Annotated in this window: 19 protein-coding genes and 1 tRNA gene; 7 read left to right on the forward strand and 13 right to left on the reverse strand. The window is 63.1% G+C overall.

The annotated features are described in order from the left end of the window. Nucleotides 1-4: 4 nt before the first annotated feature. The 10 genes from AC1GI4_RS12110 to AC1GI4_RS12155 all read right to left on the reverse strand — a co-directional run bounded on the left by AC1GI4_RS12110 (nt 5) and on the right by AC1GI4_RS12155 (nt 11537). The gene (locus AC1GI4_RS12110) at nt 5-1021 is read right to left on the reverse strand and encodes a protein-glutamate methylesterase/protein-glutamine glutaminase (protein WP_479629664.1); all 1017 of its coding nucleotides are present in this window, start codon (nt 1019-1021) and stop codon (nt 5-7) included. Then, nucleotides 1021-1890, reverse strand: coding sequence for a CheR family methyltransferase (locus AC1GI4_RS12115; protein WP_294268611.1), 870 nt, complete (start codon nt 1888-1890; stop codon nt 1021-1023). The genes AC1GI4_RS12110 and AC1GI4_RS12115 overlap by 1 nt, the downstream gene beginning before the upstream one ends. Next, nucleotides 1887-4145, reverse strand: a complete 2259-nt coding sequence (locus AC1GI4_RS12120; protein WP_433909089.1) for a chemotaxis protein CheA — start codon at nt 4143-4145, stop codon at nt 1887-1889. Before AC1GI4_RS12120 ends, AC1GI4_RS12115 begins: the two co-directional genes overlap by 4 nt. Before the next feature lie 13 nt (nt 4146-4158). Continuing rightward, entirely contained in the window at nt 4159-4464 is a 306-nt protein-coding gene (locus AC1GI4_RS12125; RefSeq protein WP_479629665.1) for an STAS domain-containing protein, read from the reverse strand. Nucleotides 4465-4550: 86 nt separating this feature from the next. Further along, complete coding sequence (locus AC1GI4_RS12130; protein WP_479629666.1) at nt 4551-6020, reverse strand: methyl-accepting chemotaxis protein; 1470 nt, start codon at nt 6018-6020, stop codon at nt 4551-4553. A 162-nt stretch (nt 6021-6182) separates the two neighbouring features. Next, the gene (gloA, locus tag AC1GI4_RS12135) at nt 6183-6698 is read right to left on the reverse strand and encodes a lactoylglutathione lyase (RefSeq protein ID WP_294268617.1); all 516 of its coding nucleotides are present in this window, start codon (nt 6696-6698) and stop codon (nt 6183-6185) included. A gap of 76 nt (nt 6699-6774) precedes the next feature. Further along, nucleotides 6775-7200: an organic hydroperoxide resistance protein gene (locus tag AC1GI4_RS12140; RefSeq protein ID WP_294268619.1), complete on the reverse strand. Its 426-nt coding sequence runs from the start codon at nt 7198-7200 to the stop codon at nt 6775-6777. 130 nt (nt 7201-7330) lie between these two features. Then, nucleotides 7331-8719 (reverse strand): efflux transporter outer membrane subunit, encoded by a 1389-nt coding sequence (locus AC1GI4_RS12145; RefSeq protein ID WP_479629667.1) that lies wholly within the window; start codon nt 8717-8719, stop codon nt 7331-7333. Continuing rightward, entirely contained in the window at nt 8716-9888 is a 1173-nt protein-coding gene (locus tag AC1GI4_RS12150) for an HlyD family secretion protein (RefSeq protein WP_294268623.1), read from the reverse strand. The genes AC1GI4_RS12145 and AC1GI4_RS12150 overlap by 4 nt, the downstream gene beginning before the upstream one ends. Further along, the gene (locus AC1GI4_RS12155) at nt 9885-11537 is read right to left on the reverse strand and encodes an MFS transporter (protein WP_294268625.1); all 1653 of its coding nucleotides are present in this window, start codon (nt 11535-11537) and stop codon (nt 9885-9887) included. Before AC1GI4_RS12155 ends, AC1GI4_RS12150 begins: the two co-directional genes overlap by 4 nt. 353 nt (nt 11538-11890) lie before the next feature. Between AC1GI4_RS12155 and AC1GI4_RS12160 the strand changes: the two genes are divergently transcribed. Then, complete coding sequence (locus tag AC1GI4_RS12160; RefSeq protein ID WP_479629668.1) at nt 11891-13051, forward strand: diguanylate cyclase domain-containing protein; 1161 nt, start codon at nt 11891-11893, stop codon at nt 13049-13051. On the opposite strand, the gene AC1GI4_RS12165 is transcribed toward AC1GI4_RS12160, so the two are convergent. Next, the gene (locus AC1GI4_RS12165) at nt 13035-15563 is read right to left on the reverse strand and encodes a PAS domain-containing protein (RefSeq protein ID WP_479629669.1); all 2529 of its coding nucleotides are present in this window, start codon (nt 15561-15563) and stop codon (nt 13035-13037) included. The two genes, AC1GI4_RS12160 and AC1GI4_RS12165, sit on opposite strands and share 17 nt — an antisense overlap. Before the next feature lie 288 nt (nt 15564-15851). Between AC1GI4_RS12165 and acs the strand changes: the two genes are divergently transcribed. Further along, nucleotides 15852-17804: an acetate--CoA ligase gene (gene acs / locus AC1GI4_RS12170; protein ID WP_479629670.1), complete on the forward strand. Its 1953-nt coding sequence runs from the start codon at nt 15852-15854 to the stop codon at nt 17802-17804. 146 nt (nt 17805-17950) lie between these two features. Here the strand turns inward: acs and AC1GI4_RS12175 are convergent, their stop codons facing one another. Continuing rightward, nucleotides 17951-18817, reverse strand: a complete 867-nt coding sequence (locus AC1GI4_RS12175; protein ID WP_479629671.1) for a peptidylprolyl isomerase — start codon at nt 18815-18817, stop codon at nt 17951-17953. 94 nt (nt 18818-18911) lie between these two features. Between AC1GI4_RS12175 and AC1GI4_RS12180 the strand changes: the two genes are divergently transcribed. The 5 genes from AC1GI4_RS12180 (at nt 18912) to AC1GI4_RS12200 (ending at nt 22408) form a co-directional block, all read left to right on the forward strand. Next, a tRNA-Ser gene (locus tag AC1GI4_RS12180) sits at nt 18912-19002 on the forward strand. A gap of 346 nt (nt 19003-19348) precedes the next feature. After that, nucleotides 19349-20257 carry a retron St85 family effector protein gene (locus AC1GI4_RS12185; protein ID WP_479629672.1) on the forward strand — a complete coding sequence of 303 codons (909 nt, stop codon included), beginning with the start codon at nt 19349-19351 and terminating at the stop codon, nt 20255-20257. Further along, on the forward strand, nt 20254-21192 hold the full coding sequence (locus AC1GI4_RS12190) for a retron St85 family RNA-directed DNA polymerase (protein ID WP_479629673.1): 939 nt from the start codon (nt 20254-20256) through the stop codon (nt 21190-21192). The genes AC1GI4_RS12185 and AC1GI4_RS12190 overlap by 4 nt, the downstream gene beginning before the upstream one ends. Before the next feature lie 224 nt (nt 21193-21416). Further along, a complete protein-coding gene (locus AC1GI4_RS12195; RefSeq protein ID WP_479629674.1) occupies nt 21417-22043 on the forward strand; it encodes a recombinase family protein in 627 nt (208 codons plus the stop codon). Between the two features lie 161 nt (nt 22044-22204). Beyond that, nucleotides 22205-22408: a hypothetical protein gene (locus AC1GI4_RS12200; RefSeq protein WP_479629675.1), complete on the forward strand. Its 204-nt coding sequence runs from the start codon at nt 22205-22207 to the stop codon at nt 22406-22408. Nucleotides 22409-22882: 474 nt separating this feature from the next. Here AC1GI4_RS12200 and AC1GI4_RS12205 read toward each other — a convergent pair whose 3' ends face one another. After that, nucleotides 22883-24373, reverse strand: coding sequence for an SIR2 family protein (locus AC1GI4_RS12205; protein WP_479629676.1), 1491 nt, complete (start codon nt 24371-24373; stop codon nt 22883-22885). Between the last annotated feature and the right edge of the window lie 213 nt (nt 24374-24586).

Consider the following 24586-nt stretch of genomic DNA (forward strand, 5'->3'; position numbering starts at 1 on the left):
GGGATCACGCCCGGCACCGATCGATCAACGCGGGTGCGATCCGCGTCAGCGTCAACTGCTTGGTCACCGCCCCGATATCCTGTGCGACGCCGGGCATCCCATAGACGACGCAGCTGTCGCGGTCCTGGCCGATGGTGAAGCATCCCCTGGCGCGCATGGCGAGCATCCCCTCCGCGCCGTCACGGCCCATGCCGGTCAGGATCGCACCCACCGCCTTGGCGCCCACCGTTTTGGCCACGCTGTGGAACATGCGGTCGACCGAGGGTCGATGGCCGCTCATCGGATCGTCGGGGATCAGGCGCGCGCGATACTGGCCGTCGACGCCGCCGACCTCCATGTGATGGGTGCCGCCGGGCGCCAGATAGACATGGCCGGGCAGCAGCGGCTGGCCGTGACGCGCCTCGGCCACGGTGGGCTTGGACAGCCGGTCGAGCCGCGCGGCGAAGCTGGTCGTGAAGGTCGCGGGCATGTGCTGGACGATGACGGTCGGCGGACAGTTCGCCGGAAAGCCGCTCAGCACCTGGATCAGCGCCTCGACGCCGCCGGTCGACGCGCCGATCGCGATCAGCGAGCCGGGGATGGGCTTGAAATCGGCCATCGGCGTAGGCGCGGCGGGCGCCATGTCGCGCACGCGGATGCGGCGGCTGCTGGCGGCGGCCTTGACGCTTTCGGCGATGCGCGGGTCGACGCAGTTGGTCGCGGGCTTGGCGCAGCATTCGACCGCGCCCAGCTCCAGCGCGCGGATCGTGGTGTCCGCCCCCGCCTGGGTCAGCGTCGAGAGCATGACGACCGGCATCGGGCGCAGGCGCATCACGCGCTCCAGGAAGTCGAGGCCGTTCATGTCGGGCATCTCGACGTCGAGGGTGATGACATCGGGGTCGAGCGCCTTGATCATCTCACGCGCCTGGTGCGGGCCGTTGGCGGCGCCGACCACTTCGATATCGGGGTCGCGGCTCAGCATGCCCGCGATCAGCGCGCGCATGGTGGGGGAGTCGTCGACAATCAGGGTACGTACGGCCATCAGGATACTTTCTGGAAAGCGGTGCGACCGATGCAGTGAAAGCGCGCCGATACTTCCGGCGGGATGCGCTCGGCATGACCAATATAAAGGATGCCGCCGTCGACCAGCTGGTCGGCGAAGCGGGCGAGCAATTGGGCCTTGGTCGGTTCGTCGAAGTAGATCATGACGTTGCGGCAGAAGATCACGTCAAAGGGCCGCCGCATCGGCCAGTTGCGCAGCAGGTTGAGTTCGCGGAACGCAATCGGATTGCGCAGCGCGGGGAGCAGTTCGTCCATGTCGCCCACGCGCCGACACCAGGTCGATCGCATCGCGGCGGGCATGGCGCGGGTGGTGTCGAGCGGATAGCGGCCCGCGCGGGCCGTCGCGATCACGCTGGGCGACAGGTCGGTCGCGAGAATCTTGAAATCCTGGTTACCCAGCTTCTCGGCGGCGCGGACATCCTGGCCCGCGATCGTCATCATCAGCGAATAGGGTTCCTCGCCGCTGGAGCAGGCGGCGGACCAGATCCGCACCCGCCCGCCGCTCGCCAGGCGTTGCGAGAAGCCCGGCCAGAGCTGGTCGTGGAAATGCTCGAAATGATGATTTTCGCGGAAGAACGAGGTGTGGTTGGTGGTCAGCGAGTCGACCGCGCGGGCGCGTTCGGCCGGATCATTCTCGATCAGCGCGAGATAATCGGGAAAGTTGCTGAGCCCGCACGCGCGCAGGCGCCGGGCCAGCCGCCCATAGATCAGCTTCGCCTTGCTCTCGGGCAGCAGGATGCCCGATTCGGCGTAGATGATGTCGGCGATCGCGCGGTGGTCGGACGCCGAAAAGGCGAACTCCATCTCCCGCTGCGGCTCGCGCGACGCCAGGGCGGCAAGCGCGTTCACGCGGCCATATCCTCAAGGAAGGCGCTTGGCCCACGCCCGTCACGGCGCCAGCGGCCGATCAGCGCATCGACGTCGAGAATGAGCGCGACCCGGCCGTCGCCCAGGATGGTGGCACCGGCTAGCCCGTGGATGGCGCGGTAATTGGCCTCCAGGCTCTTCACGACGACCTGACGCTGGTCCTGGATCGAGTCGACCATCAGCACCGCCTGGCCCTGGTCGCTTTCGACCACGATCAGCACCGCGTTTTCGGGCTTGGCGATCGCGCCGGTCACGCCAAGCTGCTCGCCGACGCGGTGGACGGGGACATAGGTGCCGCGCACGTCGAGCAGCGGCGACTGGCCGCCGACCACATGCACTTCGTCGATGCCGGGGCGCAGGCTCTCGACGATATGGGTCAGCGGGATGACGAAGGTCTGGTCGCCGACGGTCACGATCATGCCGTCGAGCACGGCCAGCGTCAGCGGCAGGCTGAGCGAGAAGCTCGACCCCTTGCCCAATTCGGACTGGATGCCGATGCGGCCGCCCAGCGCCTGGATGTTCTTGCGCACCACGTCCATGCCGACGCCGCGGCCCGAGATGTTGGAGACGACGGCGGCGGTCGAGAAGCCGGGAGCGAAGATCAGATTGTCGATCTCTTCCTCGGACAGCTGCGCATCGGGGGCGATGATGCCGCGCTCGATCGCCTTGGCCTTGACGCGCGCGCGGTCGATGCCGCGTCCGTCATCGGCCACGGTGATGACGATCCGGCCCGACTGGTGCGCGGCCGACAGGGTGACGACGCCCTCGCCGTCCTTGCCCGCCGCCTTGCGATCGGCCGGGGTTTCCAGGCCATGGTCGACGGCATTGCGGATCAGGTGGGTCAGCGGCTCGCCGATGCGCTCGACCACGGTCTTGTCGACCTCGGTCATCTCGCCCTCGACTTCCAGGCGGACGCGCTTGCCGGTCTCGACCTCCAGTTCGCGGATGATGCGCGGCACGCGGCTGAAGACGGTCTTCATTGGCTGGGCGCGGATCGCCATCGTCGAATCCTGCAGCTCGCGCGTCAGGTGATCGAGGTCGGACAGCTCGGGGATCGAGCCCATTTCGTTTTCCGACAGACGCTGCGCCAGCATCGCCTGGGTGATGACCAGCTCGCCGACCAGGTTGACCAGCCGGTCCAGCTTGTCGAGGTCGACGCGGATCGTCTGCGCGGCGGCGGCGGCGACGCGCGGGCTGCTCGCCGCCTCGACGACCGACACGATGGGTGCGGCGGCGGGTGCGGGCGCGGCCGCCGGAGCGGGGACGGGCGGCGGTGGTGCGGCGGCGACCACCGGCGCGGGGGCCGGTGCCGCGACCGGCGCGGGCGCAGGGGCGGGCTCGGCCTGCGCGATCGGCAGCGGGATGATGTCGGCGGTCGGCTCGGTGGCGGCGGGTTCGACCTCAACGGCGGCTTCGACGACGGCCATCGCGGGATCGGCGCGGGTGACGGTCAGGCGGCATTGCGGATCAGCAAAGTCGAAGACCGCGCGGATATCGTCCTCGTCCAGCGTACCGGGCATCGCCATGGTCACGCCGATATAGGCTCGCTCGGCATCCAGCCCGTCGAGCTGCGGCAGCTCGGACAGGTCGGCCGACAGCGTACGGCCGCCCATGCGCGACAATTCGCGCAGCGCCAGCATCGGCTCGGCGCCATGGTCGAAGGCACGCGGGCCGGGATGGACCGAGACGATCCACTCGGCGGGACCAGCGGGCTCGGCGGCGGGCGCCGGATCCTCGAGCATCGCGAACAGCGCGTCGAAATCGTCCAGCGCGGCGGCCGCGACATCGGAGGTGGGCGCGGCGAAAGCGATATCGGCGACGGGTTCCGGCTCGGCGACAGTCGCAGCGGCACCACCGACCTCACCCAGGGCGGCGGCGGCCAGCCGGTCGAGCATCGCCTGGTCGGCGGGCACCCCGCCCTCGCCGCGCGCGGCGGCGACATGATCGGCCAGCGTGTCGAATGCCGCGACGATCAGGTCGATCAACGGCTCGCTGAGCGGCAGCGTGCCGTTGCGGATCAGGTCGAGCACTGTTTCATAATGGTGCGAGAAATGCTGGAGCCGCTCATGCCCGAACGCGCCCGCGCCGCCCTTGATCGAGTGGACCGACCGGAAGACGGTGTTGATCGTCTCGTCATCGTGGCGGTCGCGCTTCAGGTCGGCAAAGGCGGTTTCGAGCGCGCCGAGACCTTCTTCGCATTCCTGGAAGAAAATCTGCTGAATCTCGTCGAGGTTCATCGGGTCAGGCCTTTCAGGCTTCGGCAACGAGGCTGTCGAGCCCCGCCAGCGCGATCATCGAAGCCAGCGGCTCGGATGGACTGTTCAGTTCGAAATCGGTCGGGATCGACGCGGCCATCGCCTGCGCGCTGGCCAGCACCTGAAGGCAGGCCTGGCCCGCCTGGGCCACCTGCGACCCGTCGAGCGTGATCGGGTCACCCGACGCGATCAGGTCGAGCAGCGCCTGACGCAGCGGAACGGCGGCGGCGGTGTCGAGCACGGGGGCAAGGGACAGAGCGGTCACGGCGAGACTCCAGTCGCGGGTTTCGGGGCGCAGCATGGCGCAAAGGTCGTTAAGAAAGCGTGGGTTAATCGATTTTTACCCTTGAACCCGGCCGGGTGCCCGACCGCACCGGGCAAGGGCGATCAGAATTCGGTCCAGTCGTCGTCGCTGACCGCCAGCGCGGCGTTGCCCATCGCCTGGGGCGCCGCATGGACCGGCATGGGGGTGGCGGCGGGAGCGGGGGCAGGGCGCGCACTCTGGGCGATTCGGCGGCCGGCGGCGGCGACGCGCTGCTGCATCTGGTGGACCGGCTGGACGGGGGCGGGGGCGTGGCCCGGCTGATTCGCGACCCGGAAGCGCGCGATTTCACGGGCCAGGGCATCGGCCTCGACCGCCAGCGAGCGGGCGGCGGCGGTGGCCTGTTCGACCATCGCGGCATTCTGCTGGGTCACGCCGTCCATCGCGGACACGGCTGTGTTGACCTCCTGAAGCCCGGTCGATTGGCGCTCGGCGGAGCTGGCGATGTTTTCGACCAGCGTGCTGATTTCGCCGATCTGGCCGATGATCCGCTCCAGCGCCTTGCCGGTTTCGCTGACCAGGCTGACACCCGATTCGACCTGTTCGGAACTGGCGAGGATTCGTGACTTCACGTCCTTGGCCGCGTCGGCCGAACGCTGGGCGAGCGCGCGGACTTCGGAGGCGACCACGGCAAAACCCTTGCCCGCGTCCCCGGCGCGCGCCGCTTCGACGCCTGCGTTGAGTGCGAGCAGGTTCGTCTGGAAGGCGATGCCGTCGATGACGCTGATGATCTCGGAGATTTCGCTCGACGCGCGTTCGATCCCGGCCATGGCGTCGACCGCGCGGCGGACGACCTCGCCCGATTGCTGCGCCTCGATCCGCGCATCGGCCACGGCGCGGTTGGCGCGGTTCGCACCCTCGGCGGTCTGGCGGACGGTCGAGGTGATCTCGTCCATCGCGGCGGCGGTTTCCTCCAGGCTGGCGGCCTGCTGCTCGGTCCGCTGCGACAAATCGTCCGACGCCTGGCGGATGTCGCTGGCGCCCGCGTTGATGCCGTGGGTGGCGACCGTAACCGCGCTCATCGCGCGACCCATGGATTCCATCGCGCGGTTGAAGTCGACGCGCAGCTTTTCATAGTCAGCCGGGAAGGGCGTATGGATCGTATCGGTCAGATTGCCGTCGGCAAGTTCGCTCAGTCCCCGTCCCAGCGAGGTGACGACGAGCTGCTGCGCCTCGCCCGCCTTCTTGATGTCGGCGGCGTGGCGGCGAAAGACGTGCATCGCGCGGGCCATGCGGCCGACGCAGTCTTTATAATCGTTATACAGGATTTCCCGATCGACGTCCCCGGCGGCGAGATGCTCCATCGTCACGACGCTGCTGACATAGGGGTCGCAGATCAGCTTGCGGGCCACCCGCATCGCGACCAGCGACAGCACGAGGGCGACCGCGGCCGCGATGACGGGCAGCGAGAAGGAGAAACTGCCCTGGGCGGCGATCGTCGCTATCAGTCCGACCGCGCCGATCGCCCCGTATAGGGCGGTCAGCACGTCGAATTTCAGGCGAATGGGTGCCGTCTTGGCAAACCAGGACAACATAGCGGCATATCCTCCAAAAACCCTTGGCGAGCGGAAGCACTCGCCGGATGCGGCGGAGGATATGAGCTGGCTACGATCCCTCCGGCGTGTGTGCCCATAATGGGCAGAATCGGTAAATATCCCGTTTCGAAACTGTCACGACGCCGTAGGATTTTTCCTGAATTATTGACCTGGGTTAAGGCTGTCGGTCATGCCCTTGGCGGACAAGATCTCGATCCAATAGCCGTCGGGGTCGGTGATGAAGGCGATGTCCTTCATCTTGCCGTCCTGCGGGCGCTTCTTGAAATTCACCCCGAGCGTTTCGAATCGCGCACAGGCTTCGGCAACATCGGCAACGCTGATCCCGATATGGCCGAAGCCGCGTGGATCGCTGTTGCCATCGTGATAGCCCTTGAAATCGGGGTCCGATTCGGTCCCCCAATTATGGGTCAGTTCCAACGTCGTTTCGCGTTCGAAGATGAAACGGGCGCGCTCGGCGGGATCCTGCGGAATGGTTTCGCCCTCGCCCAGATAGGCGAGGAAATAGAGCGAGAAGCGCATCTCCTCGAAATCCAGCTGCTGGAGCAGGGTCATGCCCAGCACATCCCGGTAGAAGGCGAGCGAAGGCTTGGGGTCGCGAATGCGCAGCATCGTCTGGTTGAGCGCGAAGCTCTCGGTTCCGGCGGGGCGGGTCGTCATCATCGGGTCCTTGAAAAACGGCAAGGCCCTCCGCCGCTGGGGACGAAGGGCCTCGAATGGTGTGAAGCGGGACGGCTCAGGCGAGGGTCAGGCCGACATCCACATTGTTCCGCGTCGCGTTGGAATAGGGGCAGACCTGGTGTGCGGCGTGCATCAGCTTTTCGCCGTCGGCGCGGTCGACACCGGGCAGGTTGACCAGCAGGTCGACGGTGATGCCATAGCCGCCTTCCTCACGCGGGCCGAAGCCGACCTCGGCGGTGACGGTGGCGTCCTGCGGCACCTTCACGCCTTCCTTGCCCGAAACCGCCTTCATGGCGCCCAGGAAACAGGCCGAATAGCCCGCCGCGAACAGCTTTTCCGGGTTGGCGCCATCGCCGCCCGGGCCGCCCATTTCCTTCGGGACGACCAGCTTGACGTCGACCGAGCCGTCTTCCGACCGCGCCGCGCCGTCGCGGCCGCCGGTTGCCGTCGCCTTGGTCTTGTAGATCACATTCACGCCCATAGCGGATCTCCCATTGTTCACTCGGTTGGCAGTGTCGGTTCGGGGGCGTCAGCGCGCAACCCCGTGTCCGTGTTCCATCGACCGTTCCCAGTCATGAAAGCGATTGCGGTAACCCTCCCCGAATGCGCATCTATCGCGCCGTCGCCTGGATGGCGTCGGGCGACCAGCCGCCGCCCATCGCCTGATACAGGGTGATATAGGCGGTCAGCTGACTGGCCTGCGCCTCGGCGAGCGCCAGTTCGGCGGTCAGCAGCCCGCGCTGCGCATCCAGCTGCTCGAGATAGGAGGAATAGCCCGCGCGGTAGCGGTTGGAGGCGATGCGCAGCGCGTCGGCCTGCGCCGCACGCTGTCCGGCCAGCGCCACCGCCTGCTCGCCCGAGCGGCGGACGGAGGCCAGGCTGTCATCCACCTCGCGGAACGCGGTCAGCGCGGTCTTGCGATAGGCGAAGGCCGCCTGGTCGCGCCGCGCCGCGCTGGCATCGGCCTGCGCCCGCAACCGGCCTGCATCGAAGATCGGGGCCAGCACGCTGCCGCCGATCGAGAAGAGGGTGATCGGATTGTTCAGCGCATTGGAAAAGGCGACCCCCGCCGAGCCGGTCAGGCCCAGGCTGGGCAGCATCGCGGCCCGCGCGCTGTCGAGTGATCGGTCGGCGGCGACCAGTGCCTGTTCGGCCTGATAGAGGTCGGGGCGGCGGCGCAGCAGGTCGGCGGGCAGGCCGTCGGGAATGGCCGGGCGGACCAGCCGGTCGATCGGCAGACCGCGCGGGATCGTCCCCGGCGCGCCGCCGATCAGGACGCTCAGCGCGTTCTCCTGCCGCGTGACGGCCAGCCTGGCGGCGGCGACCAGCTGTTCGGTCGCGCGATACTCCCCCTCCGCCTGCCGCAGTTCGAGATTGGAGGTATAGCCCGTCGTCGCCCGCCGCCGGGCGATGCGCAGCGCGTCGGCGCGCGCGGCCAGCGTCTCCTCGGCGATGTGCAGCCGGTGGTCGAGTGCGCGCAAAGTCACATAGCCGCTCGCCACCCCGGCGGCGAGCGCGAGCCGCACGGTATCGCGCGCCGCCTCGGTCGCCAGCAATTGTGCGCGGGCGGCGGCGCGGGCGCTTCGCAGCCGCCCGAACAGGTCGAAGTCATAGCTCGCCTGGACCAGCGGCGTTGCTCCGAGCTGGTCGAGCCCGGTGCCGAAAGCGCTGACGGTGCGTCCTTCCGTCAGCGGCAGGCCCGCCGTGACGTTGGGCGAGAGTTGTGCACGCGCCAGTCGTTCCTGCGCCCGTGCCTCCTCGATCCGCGCCGCCGCGCTGCCCAGATCGGGATTGTCGGCCAGCGCCCGGATGACGAGCGCGGTCAGCTGCGCGTCGCCGAACGCCTGCCACCAATCGGCCGCGATTGGGCTGCCCGGCCCCAGCGCGGTACGCCAGGCGGGCGGCGGCACCACGGCGCTGGCGGCGGGGGCGGCCGGACGCGGGCCGATGCACCCGGCGAGCAGCAGCGCGGCGGCGAGGGGGAGGGCGGCGTGTCTCATCGCACCTTCGGCCCGCCCGCCGTGTCGACACTGGCCTGCACCGACATGCCGGGGCGCAGGCGCGCGGCCAGGGGCTGGCCGGGGTCGACGCGGATACGCACCGCGATACGCTGCGGCACCTTGGTGAAATTGCCGGTGGCGTTGTCGGACTTCAGCACCGCGAACTCGGACCCGGCGGCGGGCGAGATCCGCTCGACATGCCCCTTCAGTCGTGCATTGCCCAGGCCGTCGACGGTGAAGCTGGCGGGCTGTCCCACCGCCATGCGCGCGGTCTGCGCCTCCTTGAAATTGGCGATGACCCAGGTTTCGGGCGGCACCAGGAACATCAGCTGCGATCCCGCCGTCACATATTGGCCCAGCCGCACGCCGACCTCGGACAGGCGGCCGTCCTCTGGCGCGCGGACGATCGTGTTGGCGAGGTCGATCTGCGCCAGCCGCCGCGCGGCCTCGGCGCCCGACACGCCCGCCTGCTGGCCGCCGCGCCCGACCACGACGGTGCGGACATCCTGTTGCGCGATGTCGCGCGCGGCCTTGGCCTGGCGCAGCTGCGCCTGGGCCTGGCGGAGCGCGGCCAGCGTCTGGTCGCGTTCGCGCAACGATACCGAGCCGTCGGTCACGAGGTCGTTGACCCGCGCCATGTCGGCCTGCGCGCGCATCAGCTGCGCCTCGGCATTGGCGACGGCGGCGTCCTGCGCGGCGAGGCTGGCGGTGCGAGACGCCTGGGCCTGGCGGCTGTTGGCAAGCGTCGCCGCCTGTGCCGCGACCTGCGCGCTCGCTTGGTCGACGCGCTGGCGGTAGATGCGGTCGTCGATCTTCACCAGCGGCTGCCCGGCGCGCACCGTCTCGAAATCCTTGACCAGCACGGCGGTGACATAGCCGCTGACCTGCGGCGCGATCACCGTCGTCCGGCCACGGACATAGGCGTTGTCGGTCGACTGGAGGTCGCTGGAAAAGGGCGGCAGGCGCCACGCCGCCAGCACCGCCGCGATGCCGCCGATGACGAGCAGCGCGATCAGCGCGCGCGACCGCCACCCGCCCGAGGGCGGTCGCCAGCCCGATGCGGCGGCGGGCGGCGGCACGGGAGCGGGCGCAGGGGGCGGGACGCCCGCTTCGGCGGCGGCTTCCTCGGTCATCGGGGTGGGCGAGACGGGCGATCGCGTGTCGGTCATGGTTGCACCTTGGCCGCCGCACGGGCGCGGCGCGCACGCCGCCAGGTCAGCAGCGCGAGGAAAAGGGTGACGGCGGCCGCAAGCACTGCGACCAGGCGGAAGACGTCGTTATAGGCGCGGATATTGGCCTCGCGCGTGGCGGCCTGCGACAGGAGGGCGGCACCCTCGGCCCGCGCCAGTGTGGAGTCGCCGACCACGCCCGACACGCGCGCGCCGCCCGCCGCGATCCGCTGCGTCACCTGCGGGTCGGTCGGGTCGATATTCTGGACGATGGCGGCGCTGTGCGTCTTTTCGCGCACTACCTGATAGGTGCCGAGCAGCGCGGTGCCGCCCAGGCTGCCCACCGAATTGAGCATCCCGAACAGCGCGATGAAGCTGATGACGTGCCCGGCCCCCTGTTGCAGCGCGCGGGTCATGCCGAACAGCAGCGACGGGCCGAGGAAGAAGGTGGTGGAGAAGGCGATCACCGCCTGGGTCGCGTACAGCTCGGGCGCGCGGGTCAAATTGGTCGAGAAGCTGTCGGCATAGGCGGCGATGGCGACCAGCCCGATTGCGAACATCACCGGATGGGTCAGCCGCGTCACGTCCAGCGTCACCGCGCTGGCGATCACGCCCGCGACCGACGCCACGAAGGCGATGGTGAAGAGCGTGCCGAACTGGTCGTTATTCTGGCCCAGCGTGGTCAACAGCCCGACCGCGCCGAAATTCTGTTCCGAAAACACGATGCGCGCCATCAGCGTGACGATGGCGAAGCGCACGATGTCGATCGACCCCAGCCAGCGCGTGTTGAGCAGCGGATTGGCGCGGTGATGCTCGATCCACAGCGCCAGCGCCAGCAGCGGGATGGCGATGACCAGCGCCCAGCCGATCCAGGCGGCCTGCGTCCACCAGACCAGCCGCCCCTGGCCCAGCACCGCGCAGAACAGGCCGATGGCGGGCGCGTAGAGCGCGAAGGTCAGAAAATCGAGTGGCTCGAACGCCTTGAGTCGCTGAGTCGGCGGCAGGCGCAGCGTGATGATCGCGGCCAGGCTGATCGCCGCCAGCCCGAACTCGAACAGGTACAGCGTGCGCCACTGCGACATGGCGAGCAACTCGGGCGAGAAGAGCCGCGCGAGCGGCGCGGCGCATTGCGGCACGCCGATGCCCAGCACGATCGCCTTCAGCCGCCATTTCGACGGCAGCGCCTGCATCATGTAATAAAGGCCCAGCGACGACAGCGCCGCCGCCGCCATGCCGCTGGCCCCGCGCACCGCGATGGCGGTGGCGAAATCGCGCACGAACAGATGGGCGAAGGCCAGGATCGTGTAGAGCCCGGAAAACAGCAGCGCGAAGGGCCTGAGGCCGAATTGCTGGCGGAACTTGATGAGCAGCAGGTTGATCGACGCGTTGGTCATCACATAGACGATGGGCAGCCACGCGATCTCGGTTGGATCGAGCCCCAGCGCTCCTTGCAACTGCACGGTATTGACCTGGACCAGCGCATTGCCGAGGCCGCCGGTCAACCCGATCAGCACCGCGATCACGCCGTACGCGATGCGCCGCCGGTTGGGGTGATCGAAATTGCCCGGCGAGCCGGGAATGGTCGGCCGCTCATGGGGAGCGAAGGACCATTCCTCCTCGCTCCAGAATTGCCGAAACCGCGATGCCATCCCTGTCCTTTCGTCCCGTCGCGCTGAACGCGCAACCCGCCGACTCGGGTGCGTGGGGGTGACGGGGGCGTGCAGCATCCCCCGCAAGCCGCCGCCTGTCCGAATCCGGTTCGCACGGTGGAGACATATCCGATCACCCAGAACCTGCTTTTTCGGCCGTCAGCGTCTTTTTCGTAGACCTTGATGAAAATTTGGTACTTTTCGACCAAGGGTCTCACCGGCAAGCGGCCAATCATGAATATATGATCTACATTGGCGCTTGCCAGCAAGTCGATCTGCCCTCTTAATGGGCTGTCGACGATGACGGGCCGGTCTCGCGGCGTGGGCCGTCAGGCGATCAGAGAGGACCGGATTTGCGACGAGAAGAGTCGGAACCCGTCTATCGGGAACTCGTCGCCGGTCTGGCCGACAATGTTGTTCCGATGGTGGTCCTGTGCGCCATGATGATCCTGTCGGGCGCGCATATCCTGGGCAAGCACTTCAGTCCCGCCCTGCTCGCCGCGACGATCATCAGCGCCGTGACCATCCTCATCAAGATCGCGGTCATCCTTTATCACCGGAAATATCGCGACTTCTATCATGCGGCATCGATCGACCGGGTTCGAAGGTTGGAAATCGTCCACGCGGTGACGACGATCCTGGTATGCCTGTCGGTCAGCGCCTTTTCGGTCGTCGCCTATCTGATGCCCCAGGCGCCCTTCCACCTGGTGCCGGTATGTATCTGCTTCGGTTATAGCGCGGGTCTGATCGCCCGGGTGTCGATCCGGCCGCAGATCGCGAGCGGTGCGATCCTGTGCCTGGGCGTGCCCAGCGTTTCCACCATGCTCTGGCTGGGCGGCGAATATCTGTTCGTTGCGCTGGTCTGGGCCGTCTTTGTCGGCGCGGGCCTGCAAAGCGTGAATTTCGTCTATGCCACGGCCCGGCGGGCGGTCACGTTGCGGCTGGACATGGAGACCCAGGCGCGCCGTGACCCGCTGACCGGCGTGGCCAACCGGCTGGGGCTTCGCGAGGCGTTCGATGCGCTGATCCGCAGCGCGCCGTCCGCGATCGCGGTACATGCGTTCGATCTGGACGGGTTCAAGGGCGTCAACGATCGACTGGGCCATGCGGCGGGCGACCGGCTGCTGGTCCTGCTCGCCGCACGGGTGCAGCAATGCGTGCCGGACAGCGCGGTCGTCGCCAGGACCGGCGGCGACGAATTCATCGTATTGCAGACCGGGGATGACGCGGCGGCGCGGCGCCTGGCCGAATGTCTCCATGAGCGCCTGACCCAGCCATTCGACCTGGGCGACGGACGGGTCGTGTCGCTCGGGCTGAGCCTGGGCTTTGCCTTCGCCGCAGGTGAGAACTTCGGGCTGGAGGACATGATCCAGCGGGCCGATGCGCGTTCCTATGCCGCCAAGCGCGCGGGAGGGGGAATCAGGGGGCCGGGCGATCCCGTCGACGAAGCGCGGCGCCGCCGGTCGCTTGCGGCCGATCCCCAAGCCCACCCACCCCTCACGTGTCGAGCATAGACCGTATCCGCGCCGCCAGATCGGCGAAGTCGAACGGCTTGGTAATCAATGCGACCCCGGCATCCAGCCGCCCGCCATGGACGATCACGTCGCGGGCATAGCCGGTGGTGAACAGCACCTTCAGTTCGGGGTGCAGCGACCGCGCGGCCGAGGCCAGGTCGGCCCCCGTCATCCCGCCGGGCAGCACCACGTCGGAAAACAGCAGCGCGATCCGCGACGCATCCGGCGAATCGAGCAGCGCCAGCGCGGAGGCGCCATCCTCCGCCTCGACCACGTCATAGCCCAGCTCGCGCAGCGCCTCGGTCGAATAGCTGCGGACATCGGCATCGTCCTCGACCACCAGGATCGTCTCCGACCCACGTGCGGGATGCGCGGTGGGTTGTGCCAACTCGACGGGCGCGGCGGCCTCTCCCTGGAAGCGTGGCAGGAACAGGGTGACGCAGGTGCCTTGGCCGGGGCGCGATTCGATCTGCACCTGTCCGCCCGATTGCTTGGCGAAGCCGTACACCATCGACAGGCCTAGCCCCGTGCCCTTGCCGACCTCCTTGGTGGTGAAGAACGGCTCGAACACCCGGCCCAGCGTCGCGCGGTCCATGCCGGTGCCGGTATCGCTGACGTCGATCGCGACATAATCGCCCGGATCGGTGGGATAGGGCACCGGCCCCGCCGCCATCGTCGCCAGCCCGTCCAGCGTCGCGTTGCGCATCGTGATCGACAGGGTGCCGCCATGCGGCATCGCGTCGCGCGCATTGACCGCCAGGTTCAGGATCGCGCTTTCCAGCTGGTTGGGGTCGGCCTCCGTCACCCACAAATCGGGGGCGGACTTAACCGACAGCCGGACCTGCTCGCCCAGCGTCCGGGTCAGCAGGTCGGACAGCCCATCGACCAGCCGCCGGGCATCGACCGATTGCGGCGCCAGCGGTTGCCGCCGAGAAAAGGCGAGCAGCCGCTGGGTCAGCGTCGCCGCGCGCCGGGCGCCCGTCATCGCATTGGTCGCGGCGCGCTTGGCGCGGGGGTGATCGTCGGTCGGCAGGAATCGGTCGAGCATCTCCAGATTGCCGACCACGACCTGGAGCAGATTGTTGAAGTCGTGCGCGATGCCGCCGGTCAGCTGGCCGACCGCCTCCATCTTCTGGCTCTGGCGCAGCTGCGCCTCCATGTCGTGCAGCCGCTCCTGCTGCGCCAGCCGTTCCGAGACGTCGGTCGCGAACTGATAGGCCCCGATCGGTGTGCCTTCGGCGGAGACCAGCGGGCTGAAGCGCAGTTCGTAATGGTGCCGCTCGCCCGCCATGTCCTCCAGCGCCTGGATGACCGAGAAATCCTCGCCCGCCAGCGCGCGGGTCCAATAATCGCGCATCACCGACAGGATTTCGGGGCGATGGGCCATCGCCTCGCCCTTGTGCTGGCCGATCTGCGGACGCGTGCCGAAGATCCGTTCGAAATCCTCGGCGGCGGCGCGGTTGACCGCCAGATAGCGATGATCGAAGCCCAGCACCTGGACCATCGTGCCGGTCGAATCGATGATGTCGGCGAACAGCTTGCGCTCGGCCAGCGCCTCCATCACCCGGCGTTCCAGCACCGCATTGACGTCGCGCAGCGTCGCCTCCGCCCGGCGGCGCTCGTCGATATCGATGACCGACCCGATCATGCCCAGATAGGTGCCGTCATCGTCGAAGCGCGGAATGGCGGAGACCATCATCCAGTGATAGCCCGCGTCCGTGTGAGCCAGCCGGAACTCGATCTGGAAGCTCCGCGTCTCGGCGATGGCGTCGCGGAACGCCTGTTCGACCGGCTGGCGATCCTCGGCGTGGAGCATCCTGACCCAGCCGAACTCCAGCCCCTGCTCCACGTCCTGCCCGGTCTGAACCTGCCAGGCGCGGTTGATATAGGTGCAGTGCCCGTCGGCATCGGTCACCCACATGATGATCGGCGCGTGATCGGCGACGTTGCGGAACCGCGCCTCGCTCTCACGCGCGGCGGACAGCGCGACCTCGCGGTCCTGCCGGTCGCGCATCCGGGCGCTGCTGTCGATGACGGTCGCCATGATTCCGGCCGGGCGGCCACTTTCGTCGGCGATAGGGGTATAGTCCAGGTCCAGCCAATGCTGTTCGGGCTTGCCGTTCTGATGGAGCAGCATCGCCTGGTCGCGATAGGCAAGCGTGCGACCCGCCAGCCCTTCGGCGATGACCTGGGCATTGAAGGCCGCGGCCTCGGGCCAGACGCCGACAAGCGGCACGCCCAGCATCGCCGGATGCCGGTCGCCCGAAAATTCGGCATAGCCCGCATTGTAGATCAGGATGCCCTCGGGGCCCCAGATCGTGGCGATGGGAATCGTGGAGGCCAGCGCGATGGCGATGGCGGTCAACCGGCTTTGCGGCCATGCCGAAATCGGCCCCAGCGGTGTCGCTGCCCAGTCGTGCCCGGCGATCAGCCGTCCCATCTCGCCGCTGCGCGCCAGAACAGCGGCAAAACCGGCAGGGATGTCGGCAGGGTCGTGGGCAGTCGCGGTCATGCTTGGTCGGTCCCCCCTCGAAACCCGGCGCCCTTGCCGCTGTAGCGTTGCTTTTGCGGGAGGAATAGAGGGGGTGGGCGGTATCTTGCTCTGAATGGATGCAATTGTCGCGACGACCCCCCTCTCGTCTTGGGCGGGCGGCCACGCCATTATGACCAACGGTCGTCATCGTGGCGACATTTTGCGCCGTCATCCGGTCTTGGCCCAGGACGCACTTTGTCACGGAGCCGATAGGCATTTGTGATGTTGGACTGCTAAAGGTGCGACAAAGATCAAGGAGAGACAGGCATGAGCGCCCATGTTCACCCCGTTCCCCAATGGGCCGATAGCGCGTCCATGGATGCGCAAGGCTATGCTCGCGCCTATGATGCCGCGAAGAGCGACCCGGATGGCTATTGGGGCGAACAGGCGAAGCGGCTGGACTGGATCACGCCCTTCACCAGCGTCAAGGATACCAGCTTCGACGAGGCGGATTTCCGCATCAACTGGTTCGCCGACGGCCAGCTGAACGTCGCCGCCAACTGCATCGACCGCCATCTGGAAACCCGCGCCGATCAGGTCGCGATCCTGTGGGAGGGCGATGCCCCCGGCACCGATCGCCGCATCACCTATCGCGAACTGCACGAGCAGGTCTGTCGCCTCGCCAACGTGCTGAAAGATCTGGGCGTCGCCAAGGGGGATCGCGTCACCCTGTATCTGCCGATGATCCCGGAGGCGGCCTTTGCGATGCTGGCCTGCGCGCGGATCGGGGCGATCCATTCGATCGTCTTCGGCGGCTTCTCGCCCGAAAGCCTCGCCAACCGGATCGTCGATTGCGATTCGCGTATCGTCATCACGGCCGATGGCGGTTGCCGCGGGGGCAAGGCGGTGCCGCTCAAGGCCAATGTCGACGCCGCGCTGGAGCATGACGGCGTGGCGGTCGACCATGTCCTCGTCGTCCGCCACAGCGGTGTCGACGTGACGATGAAGGACGGCCGCGACCAATGGTACGGCGATCTGGTCGACGCCGCATCCGCCGACTGTCCTCCTGAGCCGATGGGCGCGGAGGACCCGCTGTTCATCCTCTATACCAGCGGCTCGACCGGCAAGCCCAAGGGGGTGCTTCACACCAGCGGCGGCTATCTGCTCTGGGCCGCCTATACCCACCAGCATGTGTTCGACTACCGCGAGGGCGAGGTGTTCTGGTGCGCCGCCGATGTGGGCTGGGTCACGGGCCACAGCTATGTCGTGTACGGCGCGCTGGCGAACGGCGCGACGACGCTGATGTATGAGGGCGTGCCCAACTATCCCGATTTCAGCCGCTTCTGGCAGATCGTCGACAAGTACAAGGTCGCGACCTTCTATGCCGCGCCGACCGCGCTGCGCGCGCTGATGCGCGAGGGCGACGAATGGGTGAAGAAGACCGACCGCTCGTCGCTTCGCGTGCTGGGGTCGGTGGGCGAGCCGATCAACCCGGAAGCCTGGGAATGGTATTACAACGTCGTGGGCGAGGGGCGCTGCCCGATCGTCGATACCTGGTGGCAGACCGAAACCGGCGGCCACATGATCGCGCCGATCCCTGGCGCCGTGGCGCTCAAGCCCGGCTCGGCCACGCTGCCGCTGCCCGGCGTCCTGCCGCAGATCGTCGATGCCGAGGGCAAGGTGCTGGACGGCGCGGTCGAGGGCAATCTGGTCATCGCCGATAGCTGGCCGGGGCAGATGCGTACCGTCTGGGGCGATCATGACCGCTTCTTCCAGACCTATTTCACCACCTATCCGGGCAAATATTTCACCGGCGACGGGTGCCGCCGTGACGAGGACGGCTATTACTGGATCACCGGCCGGGTCGACGACGTCATCAACGTCTCGGGCCATCGCATGGGCACCGCCGAGGTCGAATCGGCGCTGGTCGCCCATGCCAAGGTCGCCGAGGCGGCAGTCGTCGGCATGCCGCATGACGTGAAGGGGCAGGGCATCTACGCCTTCGTCACGCTGAACGCCGGTGTCGAAGAGGACGAGGCGCTCCGCGCCGAGCTGGTCCAGTGGGTCCGCCGCGAGATCGGGCCGATCGCCACCCCCGACGCGCTGCAATTTGCGCCCGCTCTCCCCAAGACCCGCTCGGGCAAGATCATGCGCCGCATCCTCCGCAAGATCGCCGAGAACCAGGTCGATGCGCTGGGCGACACCTCGACCCTGGCCGATCCGGCGGTGGTCGATCATCTGGTCGCCAACCGGATCGAACCGGGTAAAAAGGCGGCGTGATATGGGGCGGGGCCGCTGTTTAAGCGGCCCCGTCTTCCCTTGGCCTTCAATTTTGCTCAGGCTGAGCTGAGCGAGGGAGCAGGGCCACTCGCCGCAAACCTCCGTTCAGCCTGAGCGAAGTCGAAGGCCACGCCCCGACGCCAACCTCAGGGTGTCTTTCGAACCGGCGGCAAGGCCGCGCAGATATCCACACCCCCCGCAGGCACCGTGAAGAAGTCGTTCTTCCGATTCTCCCGCCCCTTGATCCACGCGGCGAAGCGCGGCGACACCGTCTCGCGATACTGGAAATGCGGGCGCTCGGCGGCGGGCATGTCGCTCACCAGCCGGGCCGACACGATCGGTACGCGTTGCCCTTCGTCCTTGTAGAAGCCCAGATCGCCCGTCCCGCGCGGCAGGGTGGACAGCGCATCCATCCCGTCGACCACGCGGCCGACGATCGCGACATTGCGGTCCAGCCCGCGCGGCGAATGACCGATGAGAGTGTATAATTCGGCACCCGTCCCGGTGCTCGGCGCCAGATCGCGTGCGACGCCGACCATGCCATAGCAATGCGGGATCCACTCGCGCGTCGCATTGCCCGCCAGCGGCCAGCCGTCGCGGCTATAGCCATCCCAGGTCGAATAGGGGTCGGCCTTGCTCAGCCGCGCCACCGCGCTCGCCCCTGCGCGATCATATTCGGCCGGAGGATTGGCGATGATGCCGGACGGCAGCGGCTTCTTCTCGGTCGCGTCGCCCCATTGCGCGACGTAATTCTCCTGCACGCGGTAGACGCTGGTCCCCGCATCCCACCAATGCGCCCGCGCCAGCGCCCGGATATTGGCGACATGGACCGGCGCTTGCCCCGGTGCCAGCCGCAGCGTCACCGTGCGTCCATTGGCCAGGGTGAAGACCAGCAGCTCGTCATCGGGCACCGCGATCCAGTCGCCGGGCAAGGGATCGCCCGGCTGCACGGCCGGAGCGGGGGAGGGCGAAGCCTGCGCCAGCAGCGCGGCGAGCAAGAGCGCGATCGTCATGATGGCAGACTGCATCACGCCCGGCCTCCACGCAATCGCTTGCGCGGCGCGAGGAAGCGCATTAGGGGCGCGTGTTCCAGGCATGGACTCATGCGGAGCGGTGGCCGAGTGGTCGAAGGCGCTCGCCTGGAAAGTGAGTATACGGCAAAACCGTATCGAGGGTTCGAATCCCTCCCGCTCCGCCATTTACCAAGCTAAGATGTTGAATCCCGACGATATTTTTTGCCGTGCATTTCGCCGGCCAACATATCGTCCAACTTCAAGATAACAGTTCGCATCGGGCCAGTATTTTTCGCTAAGAGAGGGTTGACCGTTCGCGCGTCTATCGTAAAGTGGATGACCATTTACGCGTTTAGCCCCTTGTTGGGGTGTCTGGTGTTTCGCTGGACGTAAGTCGATTGCCGAGTTTTATCGGTGCGAAAGAGGGTGATGTCTCATCGCCTTCGGCCGCTACGCTCGATAAGACATCACCCTCTTTCTCACCTTCACAGGTAAATGGCTGCCTTCCACCCCAACGACCTGATAGCAAGCATGAAGGCCGACAGCGTCCGCGTCCATGCCCCAAGTCAAGTTGTCTTTCTGTGTGGTGGAGCAATAGACGATTCGTTAGATACGCCGGTAATGCTGCGTGATGCTTTCCATCGAGCCGCAGTAGCCCTTGGTGTTCCGTATAGCATAGTACTAGCGGAGGCAGCCGAGCCGTTGACAACCGATGCCGGATATAAAGACCTTTTTAGTTTTGAATCTGACATTGCCCAAATTGTTGGTCTGATCCTTCTCTTTGCAGAGAGTGCGGGAAGCCTTGCGGAATTGGGCGCTTTTGCCGCAATTGATACCATTGCGCCGAGCCTGCTCGCTGTTCTCGACGAGTATTACTACAATCAGGTATCGTTCATCAGAAACGGTCCAGTTAAATTCCTTGAACATCGGTATGGTGACGAATGGGTTCACGTCCTTGATAGACTTGAGGTTGGCATTGATGAGAACGGCGGTATTGCCGGGATAAACAGTGCTAATTTTTCAGCAAGCATCATGCCTGCGGTGCAGAATCGCTTAGATTCGCGACCAAAATCGACTAAGCTTAATAACAAGATTGCCGGACACGCAATCTTGCTAATGGTGGGGCTTTGCAGGGAATTTGGCGCTTTAACTCAAGGTGAAATTAGGAAATATCTAACCCAATTTGGTTTTGCCGATATTAGATTCGACAACTTCTTTTATTGTGCCAATCTTCTTGGTTGGCTTGGCAAGGTGCGAAAAGGTAATCATATTTTCTACGTGGCGACGGGTGGAAACAGCGCCATAGATTACCATATTGTTGACACCGCGCCATTTAGAGAAAAGCTGCGATGGCGGAACGATATTCGGGCGTTTTGGAAAGCTAACGACACTCCGCGCTTCAATGCCATTGTGCAACTCACGCCGATGCCAACACTATGAGTAACCTTCTAGCAGTTCTCGTAACCGAAACCGGAATGGATCCTGGTGATATTTTGCGTATCATCCGGTCTGCGCCAAGCCGCTACAAGGTATATAACATTCCCAAGCGATCCGGTGGGTCTCGGGAAATTGCGCAGCCTGCTCGCGAACTTAAAGTACTTCAACGGGTTCTTGTAGATAAGGTTTTACGAGATCTTCCCGTTCATCCGGCGGCAATGGCATATCGGCAGGGTGTATCAATTCTAAATAATGCAAGTGCCCATAAGGGCGGTACTCCGATTTTAAAGCTTGATTTCGAGAACTTTTTTCCTTCGATAACTTCAAAAGATTGGGTTCGGTATTGCAACGAGCACAATATTTTGGATGAAATAGACCGTGATATGTCTGCTAGATTACTATTCAGAAAGGCTAAAGGGGAACGCATTCTTAAGTTATCTATTGGTGCGCCGTCATCGCCAATATTGTCTAATATTCTTATGTACAAATTTGACACTCTTGTACAGTCCGCTGCTGACAAGCGCGGGCTTAAATATACTAGGTATGCCGACGACCTGACGTTTTCCGGTCAACGAGTAGGTATGCTAAAAGATATGGTCAAAGAGGTTCCAGAGGCAATTAGAGTTTCAAAGTACCCGAGATTGAAGCTGAATATTAGCAAAACGACATTCGTTACTATGGCGACAAAACGTTCTGTAACGGGTGTTGTTCTTTCTAATGATGGTACGGTTGGCATTGGTCATCATAGAAAGAGGTTGATTTCTGCTAAGGTTCATCATGCGGTATGCAAAAAGCTTAACTCGGACGAGGTTCGGCAGCTTGCTGGCGAACTCTCTTACGTAAACGTTGTCGAGCCAAATTTTTTGCTTTGGCTTCGCAATAAATACGGTGACGCCGCAATTGAAACTATAAAGAGTGTTTCCAAACCAGATCAATGAACTATTCTGCTAGCCGTGATTGATAATATGGCTCTCTAATCGACCGCTTCTGATACACACGAATCGCGATGCATGCTCGTATCACGACAGCATTCAATCGGTCTTTTGAGGTAAACCCTAACGGGACAATCGACCGAGACAAAGGAATCGTCCCAATAGGGTTGACTCTTGACCAATGAGACATGAAAAGCTGAATGTCTAAGAGGCTATTGGGACATTCCGCTATGTCGACCATCATCGGCTACGCCCGCGTTTCCACAGACGATCAGGATTGTGAAATCCAAGAGGCGGCGTTGCGCGCCGCTGGTTGCTCGATCATCCGTTCGGAAAAGCGGACGGGCACGACTGTCGAAGGGCGTATCGAGTTAGACACGGTTCTTTCGTTCATCCGCGCTGGCGATACGCTCATGGTCACCCGGATTGATCGCCTCGCAAGGTCGGTCGCGGATTTGGAGAAAATCGTTGCCGTTTTGAAAGAACGGGGGGCGTTCCTTCGGGCAACGGAACAGCCAATTGATACCTCCACCCCCGCTGGCGTTGCCTTTCTTCAAATGCTTGGCGTGTTCGCGCAATTCGAAACGGCGATTCGTAAAGAACGCCAAGCCGAAGGAATCGCGAAGGCCAAAGCTGCTGGCGTCTACAAGGGCCGCAAACCTTCGGTTGATATCGCTGCCATCAACTCCCTTCGTGCCGAGGGTGTTGGCGCTACTGAAATCGCAAAGCGATTGGGTATCGGTCGTGCGAGCGTTTATCGGGCCTTTGCCGATGATGCCTACTGTCGGAGCGTGGCGGGTAGAACCCGTTTGAGGGGGCAATTGATGGATGCTCTAGTTGCCGCCGAGGAGGGTTGACGTTTAGCGGTCGTAGGAGCGGTGTATCCCGTGCTGCCATCCAGCGGATGGAGAAGCGCGCCGCTTAGTCGTTTGCCTCCATCCCTTTAACGCACAAAAACAGGCGGTTGCGAATCGTTCATGTTTTGTTCTAACTTGGCGGGAACAACGGAGCATCGGTCATGCAGCACGATATGCAGCTAAGGGCAGCAGCAGAGGCAATCTACAACGAGGTTTACCCATCGGAAGATTGGAGTCCGCTGCCGTTCGAGGCTGCCGAACGATACGGCACCATTCACTACCGACAAGCGGTAGGGGCAGCACAGCGAGCAAGGGCGGTATTGTCCGAAGATGGGGTGCAATTACAGCTAACCGCCGTTCTGTAAGCTGGTGTGCTGAACGACGACGAATACGATCACCTAAACCGCAAACTTCGCAATCTAGAGCATTGCGCCCTTCATCGGCGAACGATTGAGGTTACCTGTTTGCGGTGTAACCGAGTTAGACGGTTCGATGCCGTTGCCCTATGGTGGCTCTTTGAAAGGCGACATTGGGATGATAGCCTAACTGATGCCGCTAAGCGCTTTCGATGCTCTAGGCGCAATCATCCCGCAGCAGAACGCAATATGCTTATGTGTGATCTATATAAAAATGTGCAAAAAATCGCAATTCCTGCCCAGTATAGCGAGCATGGATATGTGTGCCTTTATTTACTAAACTAATCTTGCATATCATCTGAATTATACGCAAGTTTAATTAATATGTTAAAAGCCATATTTTAGCTTATCGTACCAGCATACCAGTTTTTTCCACGCCGTAACATAAAATGTCTCGGTAAAATGATGCTTATTTTCTTGGAGTTAACTACGAAGCACTTCAAGGTCTACGGCATTTCTGTCTTGGAACGGTAGTATCAAAAGAGACTCTTTCTGGTTTGCGGCGTTATCTATTATGCCTTTTGTGTCGTAATCCGAAAATCTGTCCTCGAACCGCTTCTTGTAATACTTCGTCAAGTATGCGTCTTCCCCACTCATTTTTGCGACAATCTTCTTCGCACCAAGAAATCTTGAAGATTCCAAGGATTCAAGATTTTCCACCCCAGCTTCTTTCAGGTATCGATACACAGGCGTAAAAGTTCTATTGCTTCTGCCCAGGACGGGATAGGCCCCGTCAAGAAGTGGTATGGCATCAAAGCTGCTTTCGACTTTTATAACATCATCGAATAATTCTTCGGCGGATATGCCTTGATAGCCGCGCTTTGCCAATGTGTCCTCAATTGCCGTTTCATACTTTTCCCGGTTTCCGGCAACACCAACGCCAACGACAAACTCTATATCGTCCGTTTCTTTCAGGCTTTCATAATCTATAACCGCTAACTTGGTGCTGGTAGCTTCGGGAGATTGAACAAAATCATACATTTGTTCTTTAAAGAATCTCAATAGTCTTGCGGGTAGCTTTCTCTTTCTTCCGCTAAGAGCCTGATACACATCGTCGAACGAATCAACCTTTGCTACCATCAACGATACGTTAAATTTGCCAAACTGTAGCGTAGTCTTTTCTATAGCGGGGGGATTTCCTTTTGCTCGCTGAATAAATACCAAATTTCTTTCAAAGTCGCCAATCTTTTCCTGCGGCAGGCACTGTGCAATAGATTCAATTATTGCTTGAATGTGAGGATCATTTATTGAATACCCCAAAAATATGATAGGATGTTCTACAAATATGGTGACAAGCTTAGCGGCTAGGTAAGGATTCTTCTTTTCAAAATTCACATAATCATCGGTGGTCAGTATAAGAGAATTTGGATCGGTAGCCGTTCCGTGTATTTTGTATATTTCGGCTATCGATTGTGGGTTTGAAAATAGTAACTCATATTGGCCAACATATACCGTGTAATCAGGGAATGCCTCTTCAATAAGTGTATCCCAGTTTGTAGTAATTATTCCATCGACAGATATATCTGCAAAATTTGCGATTTCATCAGCAAATCCTGACGTCTGAACGTCAAGAAGGGAGTGAGTGATAAGATAATTGCAAATTTCAATTTTCAGGGGGTCCGCTCTTGTTTGGACCTTTCCTGAAAAAATTTCGCGGCTTTCCTTGGTTTCGGCAGATTTCCACCACCATTCGTAATAGTCCTCGGCCATAAGGCTTGCGGCTTGCGGAAGATCGTTATTTGCCTTGGCGCGATAATAGTCGAAGCTTTCGATTGGTTTGCAAAAACGCTCCAATAGCCCTGCCCAATCTTCAAGCCCGAGATATCGGCGTGAAAAACCAGAGCCAATGAAAAGAAATGGCGCGGCAGGGTGCCGATCAAAAATATCTTTCAGAGACGCGATGATATTTGTCATGCCCAAACCCGAAGCTAAATTTCGGCAGAGTAGCAATGCAGTTTTTTGCTGCAAGTGCGTTCGACTGTCGTGCCGTGCTTTATGAGGCGAAAGTAGCAATAAATCGAATTTTTTGGGTGGGGTACCCATCATTCACTTTTGCTGCCCAGCAGCCTCGACATGGTATGCAGAGGGTTTCTGCCCAAGGTCGATGGCGACCGAAGCAACTGCAAT

Source organism: Sphingomonas sp. 77B (assembly GCF_056497825.1).

What these genes read in the sequence shown, in the direction of transcription:
- AC1GI4_RS12110 (WP_479629664.1), bottom strand. Translation starts at nt 1,021, where the DNA reads ATGGCCGTACGTACCCTGATTGTCGACGACTCCCCCACCATGCGCGCG.
- AC1GI4_RS12120 (WP_433909089.1), bottom strand. Translation starts at nt 4,145, where the DNA reads ATGAACCTCGACGAGATTCAGCAGATTTTCTTCCAGGAATGCGAAGAA.
- AC1GI4_RS12125 (WP_479629665.1), bottom strand. Translation starts at nt 4,464, where the DNA reads ATGCTGCGCCCCGAAACCCGCGACTGGAGTCTCGCCGTGACCGCTCTG.
- AC1GI4_RS12130 (WP_479629666.1), bottom strand. Translation starts at nt 6,020, where the DNA reads ATGTTGTCCTGGTTTGCCAAGACGGCACCCATTCGCCTGAAATTCGAC.
- gloA (WP_294268617.1), bottom strand. Translation starts at nt 6,698, where the DNA reads ATGACGACCCGCCCCGCCGGAACCGAGAGCTTCGCGCTCAACCAGACG.
- AC1GI4_RS12140 (WP_294268619.1), bottom strand. Translation starts at nt 7,200, where the DNA reads ATGGGCGTGAATGTGATCTACAAGACCAAGGCGACGGCAACCGGCGGC.
- AC1GI4_RS12145 (WP_479629667.1), bottom strand. Translation starts at nt 8,719, where the DNA reads ATGAGACACGCCGCCCTCCCCCTCGCCGCCGCGCTGCTGCTCGCCGGG.
- AC1GI4_RS12150 (WP_294268623.1), bottom strand. Translation starts at nt 9,888, where the DNA reads ATGACCGACACGCGATCGCCCGTCTCGCCCACCCCGATGACCGAGGAA.
- AC1GI4_RS12155 (WP_294268625.1), bottom strand. Translation starts at nt 11,537, where the DNA reads ATGGCATCGCGGTTTCGGCAATTCTGGAGCGAGGAGGAATGGTCCTTC.
- AC1GI4_RS12165 (WP_479629669.1), bottom strand. Translation starts at nt 15,563, where the DNA reads ATGACCGCGACTGCCCACGACCCTGCCGACATCCCTGCCGGTTTTGCC.
- acs (WP_479629670.1), top strand. Translation starts at nt 15,852, where the DNA reads ATGAGCGCCCATGTTCACCCCGTTCCCCAATGGGCCGATAGCGCGTCC.
- AC1GI4_RS12175 (WP_479629671.1), bottom strand. Translation starts at nt 18,817, where the DNA reads ATGACGATCGCGCTCTTGCTCGCCGCGCTGCTGGCGCAGGCTTCGCCC.
- AC1GI4_RS12185 (WP_479629672.1), top strand. Translation starts at nt 19,349, where the DNA reads ATGAAGGCCGACAGCGTCCGCGTCCATGCCCCAAGTCAAGTTGTCTTT.
- AC1GI4_RS12190 (WP_479629673.1), top strand. Translation starts at nt 20,254, where the DNA reads ATGAGTAACCTTCTAGCAGTTCTCGTAACCGAAACCGGAATGGATCCT.
- AC1GI4_RS12195 (WP_479629674.1), top strand. Translation starts at nt 21,417, where the DNA reads ATGTCGACCATCATCGGCTACGCCCGCGTTTCCACAGACGATCAGGAT.
- AC1GI4_RS12200 (WP_479629675.1), top strand. Translation starts at nt 22,205, where the DNA reads ATGCAGCACGATATGCAGCTAAGGGCAGCAGCAGAGGCAATCTACAAC.
- AC1GI4_RS12205 (WP_479629676.1), bottom strand. Translation starts at nt 24,373, where the DNA reads ATGACAAATATCATCGCGTCTCTGAAAGATATTTTTGATCGGCACCCT.